The organism is Pandoraea sp. NPDC090278 (assembly GCF_044772185.1).
Taxonomy (GTDB): Bacteria; Pseudomonadota; Gammaproteobacteria; order Burkholderiales; family Burkholderiaceae; genus Pandoraea.
The window spans coordinates 647,196-661,428 of sequence record NZ_JBIVYJ010000001.1 but is presented as its reverse complement, the minus strand read 5'-3'; the positions used below and the strand labels follow the sequence as shown (position 1 = coordinate 661,428).

General features: G+C 61.7%; 14 protein-coding genes. 6 read left to right on the top strand and 8 right to left on the bottom strand.

Features of this window, described 5'->3' with window-relative positions; translation table 11 throughout:
* Window positions 1-36: 36 nt before the first annotated feature.
* From ACIQWO_RS02910 to ACIQWO_RS02895, 4 genes are all read right to left on the bottom strand, one after another.
* Window positions 37-798, bottom strand: a complete 762-nt coding sequence (locus tag ACIQWO_RS02910; protein ID WP_402818938.1) for an SDR family NAD(P)-dependent oxidoreductase — start codon at window positions 796-798, stop codon at window positions 37-39.
* A gap of 91 nt (window positions 799-889) precedes the next feature.
* Complete coding sequence (locus tag ACIQWO_RS02905; protein WP_402818935.1) at window positions 890-1,750, bottom strand: fumarylacetoacetate hydrolase family protein; 861 nt, start codon at window positions 1,748-1,750, stop codon at window positions 890-892.
* 19 nt (window positions 1,751-1,769) lie between these two features.
* On the bottom strand, window positions 1,770-2,525 hold the full coding sequence (locus ACIQWO_RS02900; protein WP_402818932.1) for an SDR family oxidoreductase: 756 nt from the start codon (window positions 2,523-2,525) through the stop codon (window positions 1,770-1,772).
* A 61-nt stretch (window positions 2,526-2,586) separates the two neighbouring features.
* Window positions 2,587-3,342, bottom strand: coding sequence for a FadR/GntR family transcriptional regulator (locus ACIQWO_RS02895; protein WP_402818929.1), 756 nt, complete (start codon window positions 3,340-3,342; stop codon window positions 2,587-2,589).
* 378 nt (window positions 3,343-3,720) lie between these two features.
* Here ACIQWO_RS02895 and ACIQWO_RS02890 point away from each other — a divergent pair, with 378 nt between their 5' ends.
* Window positions 3,721-4,803, top strand: coding sequence for a calcium:proton antiporter (locus tag ACIQWO_RS02890; RefSeq protein WP_402818926.1), 1,083 nt, complete (start codon window positions 3,721-3,723; stop codon window positions 4,801-4,803).
* 75 nt (window positions 4,804-4,878) lie between these two features.
* On the opposite strand, the gene ACIQWO_RS02885 is transcribed toward ACIQWO_RS02890, so the two are convergent.
* Window positions 4,879-5,112, bottom strand: coding sequence for a hypothetical protein (locus tag ACIQWO_RS02885; RefSeq protein ID WP_402818923.1), 234 nt, complete (start codon window positions 5,110-5,112; stop codon window positions 4,879-4,881).
* A gap of 27 nt (window positions 5,113-5,139) precedes the next feature.
* Window positions 5,140-5,394 (bottom strand): hypothetical protein, encoded by a 255-nt coding sequence (locus ACIQWO_RS02880; RefSeq protein ID WP_402818920.1) that lies wholly within the window; start codon window positions 5,392-5,394, stop codon window positions 5,140-5,142.
* Between the two features lie 124 nt (window positions 5,395-5,518).
* Here ACIQWO_RS02880 and ACIQWO_RS02875 point away from each other — a divergent pair, with 124 nt between their 5' ends.
* From ACIQWO_RS02875 to xth, 5 genes are all read left to right on the top strand, one after another.
* Window positions 5,519-6,232, top strand: coding sequence for a riboflavin synthase subunit alpha (locus ACIQWO_RS02875; protein WP_150659162.1), 714 nt, complete (start codon window positions 5,519-5,521; stop codon window positions 6,230-6,232).
* 232 nt (window positions 6,233-6,464) lie between these two features.
* Window positions 6,465-6,653, top strand: coding sequence for a helix-turn-helix transcriptional regulator (locus ACIQWO_RS02870; protein ID WP_402818915.1), 189 nt, complete (start codon window positions 6,465-6,467; stop codon window positions 6,651-6,653).
* Window positions 6,654-6,777: 124 nt separating this feature from the next.
* Entirely contained in the window at window positions 6,778-7,368 is a 591-nt protein-coding gene (locus ACIQWO_RS02865; RefSeq protein ID WP_402818912.1) for a PAAR domain-containing protein, read from the top strand.
* Complete coding sequence (locus ACIQWO_RS02860) at window positions 7,365-8,087, top strand: peptidoglycan recognition family protein (protein WP_402818909.1); 723 nt, start codon at window positions 7,365-7,367, stop codon at window positions 8,085-8,087. The genes ACIQWO_RS02865 and ACIQWO_RS02860 overlap by 4 nt, the downstream gene beginning before the upstream one ends.
* A 1,198-nt stretch (window positions 8,088-9,285) precedes the next feature.
* Entirely contained in the window at window positions 9,286-10,065 is a 780-nt protein-coding gene (gene xth, locus ACIQWO_RS02855) for an exodeoxyribonuclease III (RefSeq protein WP_402818906.1), read from the top strand.
* Between the two features lie 100 nt (window positions 10,066-10,165).
* On the opposite strand, the gene ACIQWO_RS02850 is transcribed toward xth, so the two are convergent.
* Together ACIQWO_RS02850 and ACIQWO_RS02845 are read right to left on the bottom strand one after the other, a co-directional pair.
* Window positions 10,166-11,149, bottom strand: a complete 984-nt coding sequence (locus ACIQWO_RS02850; RefSeq protein ID WP_402818903.1) for a flagellar brake protein — start codon at window positions 11,147-11,149, stop codon at window positions 10,166-10,168.
* Window positions 11,150-11,349: 200 nt separating this feature from the next.
* Window positions 11,350-14,208, bottom strand: coding sequence for a pentapeptide repeat-containing protein (locus tag ACIQWO_RS02845; RefSeq protein ID WP_402818900.1), 2,859 nt, complete (start codon window positions 14,206-14,208; stop codon window positions 11,350-11,352).
* Between the last annotated feature and the right edge of the window lie 25 nt (window positions 14,209-14,233).

Genomic DNA, 14,233 nt, shown 5'->3' with positions numbered 1-14,233 from the left:
ACTTTCCGAGTCTCCGGCATCGGCCACACCTGCGTGTTACAGCATCAGTTGTCCGCCATTGACCTCGATGATCTGGCCGGTCACATAGCTCGCCAGCGTCTCCGAAGCGAGATACAGGAACGCCCCGGAACACTCGTCGGGTTCGCCAAGGCGTCCCATCGGAATGCTCTGACGGAAGGCGTCGATCTGCGCCTGCGTGCTGAACTGTTCGTGGAACGGCGTCATGATCACGCCCGGCGAGACGGCATTCACGCGAATACGGTCGGGCATCAACTCTTTGGCCATGCCTCGCGTGAGCGTGCTCACGAAGCCTTTCGCCGCAGCGTAAATCAGTGCACCGGGGCCGCCACCGTGACGCGCCGCAATCGACGTCACGTTGACGATCGCGCCGCCACCCTGCTTGCGCATCGCGGGTACGACAGCGCGCGAGAACGCGACGACGGAGCGCGCATTGACGTTGAGCACGTCGTCGAAATAGGCGTCCGTCACTTCCGTGAACGGCGTGCGTTTGACGAGACTGCCCGCGTTGTTGATCAGTATGTCGATACGGCCAAAGCCGTCGAGCACATGTGCCACGGCAGCATCGATGGCGCCGGTGTCCTGCACATCGGCCGCGACCGTCATGGCTTTCACGCCATGCGCGCGCACCGCTTCTGCCACTGCTTCCGCCTTGTCGGCCGAGCGGTTGTAATGCACCGCCACGTTCGCGCCCTGTGCGGCGAACGCCGTCGCCGCTGCCGCCCCGATGCCGGTACTCGCACCCGTGATCAGCACGAACTTGCCTTTCAAATCTTGCATGATGAATCGCTCCGAAGAATGTCGTCGATGTGTCGCCATCGCCCACTTCCATCAACTTACCGAATGGATGTGAAACGATTCGGACAGACGCTCAGTCGAGCAAGCGTGCGTCGTACGCGTGCACTTGCTGCGTCTGCTCGCCCAGCCCGTCGATGCCCAGTCGCATGACGTCGCCCGGCTTCAGGAAGACCGGCGGCTTCTGACCGAGTCCCACGCCCGGGGGCGTGCCCGTCGTCACGAGATCGCCCGGCTTGAGCGTCGTGAACTGGCTGAGGTAATGCACCAGATAGGCCACACTGAAAATCATGGTCGACGTGTTGCCCGTCTGGCGACGAACACCGTTGAGGTCGAGCCACAGGCCGAGTTGCTGCGGGTCGCGGACTTCGTCGGTCGTCACCAGCCACGGACCGACCGGACCGAAGGTGTCGAAACCTTTGCCCTTGTCCCACGTGCCGCCGCGCTCGATCTGGTACTCGCGCTCGGAGACATCGTTGACCACGCAATACCCGGCGACGTAATCGAGCGCGCGCTCCAGCGGTACGTAACGCGCCGTCGTGCCGATCACGAAGCCCAGTTCGACTTCCCAGTCGCCCTTGACCGAGTCCTTGGGCAGTACCACCGGGTCGTTCGGCCCCGTCAGGCAGTTGTCCCACTTCGTGAAGAGCACCGGCTCCGACGGCACAGCGAGTCCAGACTCCGCCGCGTGATCGCTGTAGTTCAGGCCGACGGCGAGAAACTTGCCCAGCCCCGAGAACGGCACGCCCAACCGGCCCGGTGACGCCACCACCGGCAACGCCTTCACATCGAGCGCCCGCAGCGCCGCCAGCCCCTGAGGGCTCAGCGCTTGCGGCGTAATGTCGGCCATCACACTGGAGAGATCACGCACCTGGCCGTCCGTATCGAGCAGGCCCGGCTTTTCCTGGCCCTTCGGGCCGTAACGCAGCAGTTTCAAAGCAAATCTCCTTGCGAAATCAGTTGGACCAGCCGCCGTCGATCAGATGGATGGCGCCGGTGGTGAACGAGGAATCGTCCGAACCCAGATAGACGGCGAGTGCCGCAATTTCTTCGGGCGTGCCCACACGCCCCATCGGCTGACGCGCCACGAACTGCTCGCGTACGGCCGTCAGACTTGTGCCCGCAGCATCGGCCTGCGTGGCAATGCGCTGACGCAGCGACGGCGACTCGACCGTGCCCGGGCAGATCGCGTTGCAGCGGATGCCGCGCGCGACGAAATCGGCCGCCACCGACTTCGTCAGCCCGATCACCGCCGCCTTGCTCGTGCCGTAGACGCAGCGATTGGCCACCCCCTTCACACTGGACGCCGCCGACGACATATTGATGATCACCCCGCCGCCTGCGGCCAGCATCGCGGGCAGAAACGCGCGCGTGGTGCGGTACATGCTCTTCACGTTCAGGTCGAACGAGAAGTCCCACGCGGCTTCGTCGCACTCGAGAATCGAGCCGTGATGTACGAAACCCGCGCAGTTGAACAGCACATCGATCGCGCCGAGTTCGCCCGCGAGCGTGGTCACGGCCGCGCCATCGGTCACGTCGAGTGCACGCCGCGTCAGGTTCGGGTGATCGTCCAGTTGCGCAAGCGCGTCGGCGTTCAGATCGGTGGCGATCACGTGTGCGCCTTCGCGCAGATAGGCCTCGGCGCAGGCGCGTCCGATGCCTTGTGCCGCAGCAGTAATGACGGCGGTTTTGCCCGTCAGTCGGCCAGTCATGAGTGTCTCCTCGTGAGCCTGTGGATAGTTGGGGATTTACGGAAGTGCCGGGTAAGCCGACTTAGATGTTCGTGGTAGCGTGCGCGGCCACAGCGGCGGCGTCGTCTCTTGCCGTCACGGTGGACGTCGCGGAAGCAGCATAGGCATCGCGCACGCGGCACAGATGCTGGCGCATTGCCTGCGCGGCCCGCTCGGGGTCTCTCGCATCCAGCGCGTCGAGAATGTGGCGATGGTCCTGCAAGCTGCGTTCGAGCACGCCATCGACTTGCGACGTGACACGGCGACTCTTCTTGCCCAGCAGATAGAGACTGTTCGCGATGCTTTGCAGGAAAGGGTTCTCGCAGGCGTCGATGATGGTCTCGTGGAAGGCCATGTCGGTCGCCGAGAACGTTTCGGGATTTCCTAGCAGCGCCTGTTCGTCATCGACGAGCGCGTGCAGACGTGCGATGTCCTCATCGCTGATGTGCGTGGCCGCCAACGCGGCGACGCCGGGCTCGATGACCAGACGCGCGTCGAACAGAGATTCCAGCGTGCCAGCGTTAAGCTCGATGACCAGTTCCAGCGGTTCGAGCAACTCCCGCATTTCGAGCGAACCGACGAAAGTCCCTTCGCCCTGACGAATCCGCAGCAACCCAAGCAGTGCCAGCCCGCGAATCGCCTCTCGCACGGCCGGGCGTCCGACGCCCAGCATGCTCGCGAGGTCACGCTCGGGCGGCAGTTGCTGGCCGGGCTTGAGCAGCCCGGTGCGGATCATCGTGAGCAAGCGCTGCGCGACCTGCTCCGAGACGGAAACCTGCACGATGGGATCGAATGACATGATGCCGCTCAGTGGTAAGACCAATGAACGGAATGTTGCGCCCGTCACCCATCGGGTGTCAACGCAAAATTTCGCCTAACCCACCAACGACATCACAGGCTTTCGATTCTTGGCCAAATCACAGGAATTAATCGATAGTTTCCGACTCGGAGTCAAACACGCGATCGCGCAAGATCGTTTGTTCATGCGGATCTCCGTAAATTTGCATCGCGAGATTGCACCGCGTCGCAAGTCAACGCCTTCTTGTTGTCTGGGTGTCACTTTTCTGCGACCATGATCTGTCGCTCCGAGGTTCTCATCGGGGCAATGTTCCCGCCGTCGCTTGATCTGCCGTACCCCTGGCTGCACCCGTTCCCCGAAATTCTGGAGTCTCCGACGATGTCCTCCTCAAAGACCGCCAAGCTGGGCCACTGGACGATGTACATGCCAATCCTGGCCCTCGTTGCCCTCGTCGTTGCCGCGTTTCTGCCGAACGCCGCAGCGCTCACGTTATGTGCAGCGGCACTCGCCGGGGCCGTGTTCTCGGCCGTGCACCATGCCGAGACCGTCGCCCACAAGGTCGGCGAGCCATTCGGCACGCTGGTCCTCGCCGTGGCCGTGACCATCATCGAAGTGGCACTGATCGTCTCAGTGATGCTCTCCGGAGGACCGGACAAAGCAGGGCTGGCGCGCGATACGGTGTTCGCCGCCATCATGATCGTCTCGACGGGGATCGTCGGCTTATGCCTGCTGTTCGGCGGGGTGCGTCACCACACGCAGGGCTTTCACGTAGAAGGCGCGAGCGCGGCGCTCGCCGTGCTGTGTGCGCTGTCCGTGCTTACGCTGGTCCTGCCGAACTACACGAATTCCGTGGTCGGCCCGGGGCTGACGGCGTCGCAACTGGCGTTCGAAGGCGTGATCTCGCTGGTGCTTTATATGGTGTTCGTGTTCGTCCAGACGGTGAGCCATCGCGATTACTTCCTGGCGAAAGCGCCGAGCGAGGAAGTTCACGTACCGCCGCCCTCGCGCCGTACGGCAGTGTTGAGTCTCGGCTTGCTGGTCGTGGCGCTGGTGGCCGTGGTGGGATTGGCGAAAAAGCTCTCGCCCGCCGTGGAACAGGCCGTGGCGACGGCAGGCGCGCCGAAGGCAGTGGTAGGGATTGTCATTGCTGCGTTGGTGCTGCTGCCCGAAGGGCTGGCCGCGCTGCGCGCCGCGCGTGCCAACAAGCTGCAGACCAGTCTGAATCTGGCGCTCGGTTCGGCGCTGGCCAGTATCGGCCTGACGATTCCGACGGTGGCTGCGGTGTCGCTGTTGCTCGATCAGCAGATCGAACTGGGACTCGCGCCGAAAGAGACGGTGCTGCTCGCCGTCACGCTGCTGGTTAGCGTGCTTACGCTGGGCACCGGACGCACGACCGTGCTGCAAGGTGCCGTCCACCTGGTGCTGTTCGCGGCGTTCCTGTTCCTGGCGATCGTGCCGTGATGCGTTGATGCGTTCGTGCCTGAAGCGTTGGCGTGTTAGCCCACCAGCGCTTCAGTACTGCAGTGCCCAAGTGCTTCAGGCCTTGGACGCCTTCTTGTCCGCCTTGGCGGCGTCATCCTTTACGTCATTGGTGTCGGTCGCTTCCGTCGCGTCCGACGGCGTGCCGAGCAGCGCACCCAGCAGCTTGCTGCCGCCAGCACCGCGCTTGCCCTGTGCGCCCACGCCCTTGCCCGTCGGCGGGCCGCGACGCACACCGGCGTCGATCTTCAGGCCGCGACGCTTCTGAATCTCAAATTTAGTCTGTGTCATGGTGTTGTCCGGGTGTTGTCCGTTACTTCAGGGATCGATGCCCAGGTCGCCCTCGGCCGCCAGCGCCTTGGCCAGCGCGTGCGCGGCTTCCAGCGCGTCGCTTGCCCAGCGGTAGGCGTCGGGCGTGGCGTGGGTGAGCGGCGGATCGAGCGATTCAATGACGTCGTCCACGTCTCGCCATCCGGTAAAGTGCACCACCCCGTAGAACTGTCCTTCCGGCGCGGGCGACGTCTCCGCCCAGTAATAAAAGTCTTCCGCCAGCAGGCAGCCTTCGAAACCCATAGCGATCTGTCGAGATCCCGTGAAAAGGCGGCATCGTAGCACGAGCCATGACGAGCGGCATACCGTCGCTACGCAGTAGAATACTGCGGCATAGCAACCTACGACTCTTTATACCGACATCACGATGTTCACCGGAATTGTTCAAGGCACGGCCACACTGTCGTCCATCGAAGATCGCGATGGCATGCGCACGCTCGAACTGGCGTTTCCCGAAGGCTTCTGCGAAGACCTGACCCTCGGCGCCAGCGTCTCGGTCGACGGCTGCTGCCTGACGGTCACGCAACTGCTCTCGCCCACCGCCGCGTCGTTCGACGTCATTCTCCAAAGTCTGAACGTGACAACCCTCGGCAGCTTCGGCGCGGGCGCACAGGTCAACGTGGAGCGCGCGGCCAAGGATGGCGCGGAAATCGGCGGCCATCCGCTCTCGGGCCACATCGACTTCTCGACCGAAATCCTCAGCGTACGCACCTCGGATACGAATCGCGTGCTGCGCATCGCGATTCCCGAAGCGTTCCGCAAGTATGTCTTCGCCAAGGGCTACATCGCGATCAACGGCGCGAGCCTGACGGTCTCTGAAGTGAACCGACAGGAAGGCTGGTTCGAGGTGTGGCTGATTCCGGAAACGCGCCGCATGACGACGTTCGAGGACAAGGGGGCCGGTTCGCGCGTCAATATCGAAATCGAACGTAGCACGCAGGTGGTCGTCGACACGGTCCGCGAAGCGGTGCAGGAAAGCCTCGGCCGCCTGCAACCGGTGCTCGAAGCCCTGCTCAAGGAAAAGGGACTCTCGCTCGACGACTTCGTCGCGGTGCCGAAGCTGCCCGCCGACAAGGCATAAGGCGGCTTAAGACCGCACAAGGGGTAAGACCCGAGCCCTGCGTTAACTTTCAAAGGATTTTCATGCAACTCGCCACCTGGAACGTCAATGCATGCTTCATGACGTTTCAGGGCGTCTTAAAAACGAACCTAAGCGACTGATTTTTAAAAACAATTAAAATCACACCGTCTCACAAAGTAGCAGGATAGCGCACCGGAAATTGGTAGCTAGACTGGTAGCTGGGCTTTTGATCGTGCCACTCACCACCACGAGAATATTCCGCGCTACCGTCTATCGGCTGATCAACGCCGAGAAGCTGAAGCTCGTCAAAATCGGCACCCGCTCCAGCGGCATCACCGCAGCAAGCATCGAAGCCCTTCTGGCCGGCAACGCGGCCTGCCCCATCTCGCCGAACGCCTGCGTTCGCCCCCTCCCCTGCTAGCATCCCGCGCAAGATTCATTGGGTTTTCCTCGCTCCCGCCGCACATTTGAGGTTTTCCCCATAGCCACCCAATAAGCCCTTCTGTATATGTACCCGCTTTCCACTCCAATACAAACGGTGAGGCGTGCGACGTTATTACTTGAGAAGAGGCGACAAATCAACCGCTGACGGGATCGTAATCGAAGGCGACTCGTCAATGAAGATATATGGCGTCGATGCGACATTCGTCGGTGCCAAAGTTTTCTGCCGAACCTGTAAATCAGACGGCAGAATTGTCGCTCATGGCCCACGCGTCAGCTCTATTGACTTGCATGGCCGCGAGGCAGCACTGGATGGAGACATCTGTGTATGCAAATGCCCCAGGCCGCCCAGCATGCTCGCGTCTCAGTCCTCGGCCTATATGCAGATGGATGGTGGCGCATTAATCCCGTCGTCCGGGAGTTCCGTCGCAGAACAGCTTCGCAAACCTATTGAGCGTCCGGAGCCAAAGCAACTGACACACTCTCGCCGCGTCTACGCTTGGAACAGTTCGACCGGCGAGCCGCTAGCGAATCAGAAATTCATCGCATACGTAGGCGGCGTTCAACAAATTGGGGAAACCGACGGTGAGGGGTACGCAACGATAGAGACCAGTGGCGCAAAGTCTTTCCGCATTCATTTCATCTTCTCAGCGCCCAAACGCCCCTTACGCGCCCAACAATCGGCCAAACAATGACGGACTATACGATCGAACATTGGACATCTGGGCAAACGACCGAGACTGGTGACAGTGAAGCGGCCATCTCCATCTCGGTAAATCATCGTGCTGCCACTCGACAAGCGATCATCGATCATGTTCGCCGCGCGGGCATGAACTTTGTAGAACGTTCTGACTGGGCTGCACATAAAGCAAGAACCCCGCGGATGCATTCCGATTGGAATTACACCAAGATTGCTATCCATCACGCAGGCAGAAGTTTCGCGTGCGGCCCTGGCGCGCTTCAGCTACAAGAAATCCAAGACATGCAGATGGGGAGACGTACCGCTGCAAGTGACGACATTGGCTACCACTACGCATTAGATTGCTTTGGAAACGTCTTCGAGGGACGCGACATTCGCTTCAAAGGCGAAAACGTTCACAACTACAACACTGGAGTTATCGGCATAGTCCTACTCGAAAACCTCGCTGACGTAGATGAAGGTCGTGATGCGGTCTCAATGGTTCGTAGGATGCTAGACAACTTAGGCTTGAAGCAAAAGCCCCCCCCTCCCGAGCGCCAAACGAAAGCGCTCTCGAAATTTGTGACGGTCCTGTGCGATTTCTTCGAGATACATACTCTCGGAGGACATCGAGAGTTCCCTAGACAGTTGGGGGAGGGAAAAATTTGCCCAGGCAACATCGGCATCGAAATCGTTAGTCAGCTGCGCACATCAACTGGGTTGAAGGCCCCATGATAAAGAAGCAACGAATACGGACAGCCGTGCTTGCCGTTAGTCTTCTGGCGGCTATCACCTGCTTCGCCTACGTTGGGGTTGTAAGGACGTATCTTGACGATGAGGTTCAAACCACGTTCTTTATTAAGCGGTATCCAACGTTCAAATTCGAATTTCATGACCCGTTTGGCAACGAGGGGGACGACTTACCAATCAATAGGCTACCTTCCCCACAACGTCAGGATTTTGCAGACTACTGCAAGTTTCGCTTCGGAATCGTCGGCGCAGACCTTACATCACTAAACGCCTGCAAGGCGCGAATTCCTAACTATTTGCGTTCGTCCTAATGAGTCAAAAAACAGAGTACATCGCCCCAGTATCGCTTTGGGTTGTAGTACGAAAGCGCTTCCTCGATACTGGCCGTTTTGTTGAACCAGCCTGGGTAGGCGGCGCGGATGAGAGGAGCGGACCTGCAATCTTCGTTTCACGGCTTCTCGCTGAACTGTACGCCCACCTACGCGACACATATCATGGCTCGGACGACACCAACAACTGGCGAGCAATTGCGCTGAGCGAATTCGATCTGCTAGGGCATGCCCATGCTCTAGACGACCCACTTCATTGCATGATGACCTTCGGATTCTCGATGGAAGATGCTCATAACGTCGTGTGCATCTCCGCTCCACGCATTAGGTACGTCCCCCTTACCTTCAACGTTTCCCGTGACGCAGGGGCGATAACGTTCTCATTCAACCAGTGGGTTTTCGACTTCGCACGAGAAGAGTGGGCGAGCATTGGCCTGTCGAATTACGAGGCGGAACTCGAATCGAGTGATGAGTTGGACGACACCAGCTTCAAACGCGTCTTTCAGATCGCGCTCGCACATCTCGGAGTGTGCAGGAACCCCACAAACGAACCAGGGCATTGGGGAGTTTTTAGCTCCCACCGGGGGAGCTGGGTGACAGGACGCGAAGAACTGACGACGGTGGACCGACACCTACACTAAACCGGTGAAAGCAGATATTCATAGGGCGGACCACCCGCCCTTTTTCATTTCTCCTGGTCTGGTTAGGTAGCGTTGCACGTTCTGCGCTACGATGCGTGCCACATTTGGTCGTTTTCTACCGCGCCCTCAATTGGTAGCTACACTGGTAGCCGGAGGGGTTAAAGCGACGGACAAACCCCGCAAACCCTTATCCAGAAAGGACAAAAGAATTTCATGCAACTCGCCACCTGGAACGTCAACTCGCTCAAGGTTCGTCTCGGACATGTGCAGGACTGGCTGCGCAGCAACCCCGTCGACGTGCTCTGCCTTCAGGAACTGAAGCTCACCGACGAGAACTTTCCGATTACGGAAATTGCCGCGCTCGGCTACACGTCGCACTTCACCGGACAAAAGACGTACAACGGTGTTGCGCTGCTCGTGAATCACGCCAAGGTCGGGGAAGCGACCGACCTCGTCAAGAACCTGCCGAATTTCCCCGATGAACAGCAACGTCTGATCTCGGCGACCATCGGCGGCGTGCGGGTCGTCTGCGGCTACTTCCCGAACGGCCAGTCGCTCGATTCCGACAAGTTCGTCTACAAGCTCAACTGGCTCGACGCCCTCACCCACTGGTTGTCGGACGAATTGCAACGTCACCCGCAGCTCGCGCTGCTCGGCGATTACAACATCGCGCCGGAAGACCGCGACGTGCACGATCCGGCGAAATGGGAAGGCAGCAATCTGGTGTCGCCTCAGGAACGTCAGGCGTTCGCGCGCCTGCAAGGTCTCGGTTTGCGCGACACCTTCCGCATGTTCGAGCAGCCGGAAAAGACGTTCAGTTGGTGGGATTACCGCATGGGCGCGTTCCGCCGCAACGCCGGACTGCGCATCGATCACGTGCTCGCTTCCGCCGCCCTGGCCGAGCGCTGCACCGGCTGCGAGATCGATCGCGTGCCGCGCACCTGGGAACAGCCGTCAGACCACACGCCGGTCGTCGCCACGTTCAAGGACTGACGAGGGGCTTGTCCGCGGTCGGGCAACGACCCGGCAGCATGGGCGGCAATGAAAAACGGCACCCGTGGGTGCCGTTTTCTTTAGCGCCGCGACGTGTTCCCTACTGACCCGCGCGCGGATCCGTGAGACGCGACTCATAGACGAAACAACGAATCGCGGCCTTGTTGCGCGTATCCATCTGCATGAATTCGAGACCGTAAGCCCACGTGCCATCGGCCCTTGGCCCCTCGACGCTGCGCACCGCCCCACGCCCGACGATCGGCACGATATCCGCCCCGATCGGCACCCGGAACTGCACTGCGACGTGAAGACAGCCCTCCGGCAACGGGGCCTTCGCCACGATGCCCGCACCGTCTGCACTGATGTCGCGCACCAGTACGAGCCACTCCGGTGTGTCCTGCGGATCGGCCAGCATGCGCGTAAGCGACGCACGCGACGTCTCGTCGATAGGCGACAGCCGCGCCACGAGTCGCGTGTCGACACGCGGCGTACGACGCACCGGCGTCTCCCTCACTTGCGACGGACGCGACAGCACCACGTAATCGAACGGGCCGTGGTGCACGCTATGTACGTCGCACGTAAATTCGTAGAGGTTGTCGCCCGGGAACGTCCAGAGCGCCAGCCGATCCCCCGCCACCATCGGCATGCGCGAGTCTCCCGCCATGGGAGGCGTGATGATCAGCATGCCATTGGGCGCCCGGCCGATCAGGCGGGCCCGCACGCGCGTCATCTCGGCGTCCGGTGCCACCCGCATCTGAATCCACGCACCGATCGGCAGCGGAACCGGCAAACCGTGCAAATAGACCGTCGATGCCCCCGCATCGAGCGGTGACGCCGAATTCGCTGCCTCCGTCCGACCGGCGGCCTCACCCGTTGTCGCGCCCTCAGGCAGCGGCCGGTGAGGCGCAAACATCGTGAAAAACCAGTCGAGATCGGCTTCGGACGGCAGGCGCTCACCCGCCGCCAGCAACGGTGTGCCATCAGCGTCGAACAGTGGCCAGGAGAGTGGGACGTGAGCGTCAAGCTCGCGACGATTGACCGCCACGAACCCCGGATAGCCTGACGCAATACAAGTCGAGTGCATGATGCCTGGAAGGGGTGTAACACCCCGGAAAGTCTCGGATTAAGGAGGCGCGGCTTACGAAATGTGGCGTCATGAAGCTCGGTGAGACGTCTCGCGACGCAATGTGACGCATGTCTGACGTAATGCAACGTAAGGCGCGTACGTATTTTTACCACGAAAGTGCGGTCGGGCTGATGGCGGAATATCAGGCAAAACGCCCCTCAATCCGCCGCAACGCTATCCGGGGATGAAGTACCGGCGTGAGTCGCCTCCGCGATGACGTGGGCAGGAAGCGGGAATCGGATGGCCCAGAACCATGGGAGCGTCTGGCGACAAGCCTCCGCCAGCCCGGGAAGTGCCATGATCTCAGGGCAGGTCAACCATTGCACCAATCGTTCGGCCAGATACCGCGACGCAACGGCATCGTCCGACAGGCAGGCCCTTAGCGCTATGGCCTGCGGCAACACGCGCCACGTGGTCTCCCCGGTCATCGTCTCGTTGAGCATCGCGAGTGCGTAGCGGTGGCAGACAAGGCGTACGCCGTCTGCGCTGGATCTGCTCACATCGATCGACGGAAGCGAGAGATACCACTCTGGTTGCGTCGCCAGCCAGGCTAGCCCGGCGGCGACGGAAACGAACCGGACACGGCGTGACAGGGAGATGTCCAACGTCACATGGGAGGCTGATGTCGAGAGCGGATGGTCGCGAAACACGTCGTCGATATCGACGCGGCCCGCTGAATGCAAGCGCACAAATGCGGGCGACTGTGACGTGCGAACCGTAGCGTCGAGACGCTCAGGTGGACTCAGTTCGGCATCTCGCGACAGCGGCACCGCGACGGGCAGTTCACTCACCGCGCTGGCTAGTGGGCTGACGGCGAGCGGCCAACCGCCCCCGCACGCGGCACTGGCGCGCACCTCCCCCGAATCGCCAAGCCACCGGCCAGTCAGCCGGACAAACGCGTCGAGCGGTCGCTCCACCGGCCAAAGGCCAGCGAGGCACCCAAACCCCCTCAGCAAACCCTGAAGTTGCCGCATGGTGCCGGGCACGTAGTCGCCGGGAGACGCCAAATCGCGCACGACCACTCTCGTACCTGCCCAGTGCCAGCCCGGGAGCGGGTGGCCCGCGAAGCCCACATCCCCCTCCTTCGGCTGGCTTGCACCCGCCGCGCCCCATACGCCCGCTGTCAACGCTTTCGGCAGACGCGCGGCCACCTCGCCGTCGGCCCGAATCCACACAAGGTAGGCCGGATCCAGCGCGTTGATGCCGTCCGCCGACAGCGCGACATGCACCTGCGCAGGCAGCGTGTTGACCCACGCCGTGCGCAAGGCCATCGTGCGCGAATCGCAGACACTGTCCAGCCCCTCCTCCGCCCAATAAAGCGTCTGGCAGATCGCGCCAGCATGCGACCAGACAGTCTCGGGAGACGCCGTCAGACACAAGCGGTGCAACGTCACCATCAGCGCGTCGGTCGCCCACGAAGCCTCGTCACGCGTCAAACGCACGTCGTTCAGCGTATCGACTTTGCGCGCCAGCCATTGCGCGCGCAGCGTCCCGAAACAATCATGTTCCGCCAGACCGCCCACCTCTCCCGGCGCAATCAGCAGACGGCCGAGCCAGTCGCTGCGCTGAACGGGCTCTGGTAAGCGATGTAACGGTGGCGCCATCTCGTCAGAGGCATCGGTGACGGCCGACAATGCAGACCGATGACGCAGCGCATTCAACAATTGCAGGAAGACATCCACGCGCGTTGCGGGTTGATCCACAGGAAAGGTCATCCATGATCGCACCACCGAATCCAGTTCGGATGGCATCAGCTGGCGTAGCCAAGCCCCATCCAGTCGAAGCCGGACGTCTTGCCATTGCGTCGCGCTCAGATCGCAGTCGCGCCCGATGCGCACCCGCTTGAGACTGGCACCGCAAAAACGCGCGCGGCGCATGTCGCACGACTCGAAGAACGCGCCATTGAGCTGCGCGCCTCGCGCATCCCACGCCACAAGGTCGCACTGACGAAACTCGGCATCCCGTAAGTCTGCGCCGGACGCCCGCCCGTGGCTCATCGTGACCGATGTCCATCTCGAACGTCTCGCCCGAGTGCCAACGAGCATCATGCGGCGCGCACTACCGTTCGTGAAGCATGCTCCGTCCATGCGCGCCCGGTGAAAGGACGCGTCATCGAGGCGCACCTTCTCGAACGTCACTCCCTGACAACGCGTCTCGCTCAGATCGGCTCCGCCCATCACGGTATGCAGAAATTCCGCGCCGCGAAGATCGGCCCCAACCACGCGGGCGCCGCTCAGCACCGCCGCGCGAAAACATGCCTCACGCAAATCCGTCCGTTCGAAGTCGGCATCCACCTGATTGGCGTAGGCGAACCCGGCGCGACGCAGCCGCGCACCCGACCAGTCTGTTCCGTTGAACTGGCCGCCGCAAAACTGCGCGCCCGGTGCGTGAACGCCTCGCAAGTCACTATTCGATAGCGACAGATCCGGCAGCGCACCATCCCTTAGATTCGTCAGCGTCAACGCCGTGCACAGGATGTCGGGTGGCCACTCGCGCAGCGGCAAGTCGGTCATTACCGCCGCCTCAAAGGGGACGGCATTCCCTGAGGGCAACCAATGCCACTGCTGCGCACGCGCACTGCCGTCGCGAGACGGCGAACACCACGCCACCATGTCGCGCGCGATCTCTGCGGGCCGCGCCCCGTGCAACAGATGCGAATAGCGCGTGCTCCATACCCGCGTCAACGCGGCTTTGTCGAAGGGTAAGTCGCCTCGTGCGGCGTCGGCTCTCGCACACAGACGTTCGATGCGGCCGCAGCCCGCTCGCCGACCTGCATCCTGCGCAAGTGCGTGCGTCAGCCACGAGACCAGCGATGCGATCGCACGACGCTCAGCCGGATCGGCCCGCAGAATCGCGCAACGCAGTGCCTCCGCGGGCGCTTCGCTTAAGGATGTCGGACGGGAAGACGGTAAGGCACCGTTGCCGTTTGCGCCGCCCTCGACGTGCTCCAAGGGGAACGAGGCTGTAGCGCCTGCCTGCGTGTGTTCGCCACGAGTGACAGCGGACTGTGACCACATGATGCGTCGCTCCTCGACACACGCT

What these genes read in the sequence shown, in the direction of transcription:
- ACIQWO_RS02895 (WP_402818929.1), bottom strand. Translation starts at nt 3,342, where the DNA reads ATGTCATTCGATCCCATCGTGCAGGTTTCCGTCTCGGAGCAGGTCGCG.
- ACIQWO_RS02875 (WP_150659162.1), top strand. Translation starts at nt 5,519, where the DNA reads ATGTTCACCGGAATTGTTCAAGGCACGGCCACACTGTCGTCCATCGAA.
- xth (WP_402818906.1), top strand. Translation starts at nt 9,286, where the DNA reads ATGCAACTCGCCACCTGGAACGTCAACTCGCTCAAGGTTCGTCTCGGA.
- ACIQWO_RS02885 (WP_402818923.1), bottom strand. Translation starts at nt 5,112, where the DNA reads ATGACACAGACTAAATTTGAGATTCAGAAGCGTCGCGGCCTGAAGATC.
- ACIQWO_RS02900 (WP_402818932.1), bottom strand. Translation starts at nt 2,525, where the DNA reads ATGACTGGCCGACTGACGGGCAAAACCGCCGTCATTACTGCTGCGGCA.
- ACIQWO_RS02845 (WP_402818900.1), bottom strand. Translation starts at nt 14,208, where the DNA reads ATGTGGTCACAGTCCGCTGTCACTCGTGGCGAACACACGCAGGCAGGC.
- ACIQWO_RS02860 (WP_402818909.1), top strand. Translation starts at nt 7,365, where the DNA reads ATGACGGACTATACGATCGAACATTGGACATCTGGGCAAACGACCGAG.
- ACIQWO_RS02890 (WP_402818926.1), top strand. Translation starts at nt 3,721, where the DNA reads ATGTCCTCCTCAAAGACCGCCAAGCTGGGCCACTGGACGATGTACATG.
- ACIQWO_RS02850 (WP_402818903.1), bottom strand. Translation starts at nt 11,149, where the DNA reads ATGCACTCGACTTGTATTGCGTCAGGCTATCCGGGGTTCGTGGCGGTC.
- ACIQWO_RS02880 (WP_402818920.1), bottom strand. Translation starts at nt 5,394, where the DNA reads ATGGGTTTCGAAGGCTGCCTGCTGGCGGAAGACTTTTATTACTGGGCG.
- ACIQWO_RS02910 (WP_402818938.1), bottom strand. Translation starts at nt 798, where the DNA reads ATGCAAGATTTGAAAGGCAAGTTCGTGCTGATCACGGGTGCGAGTACC.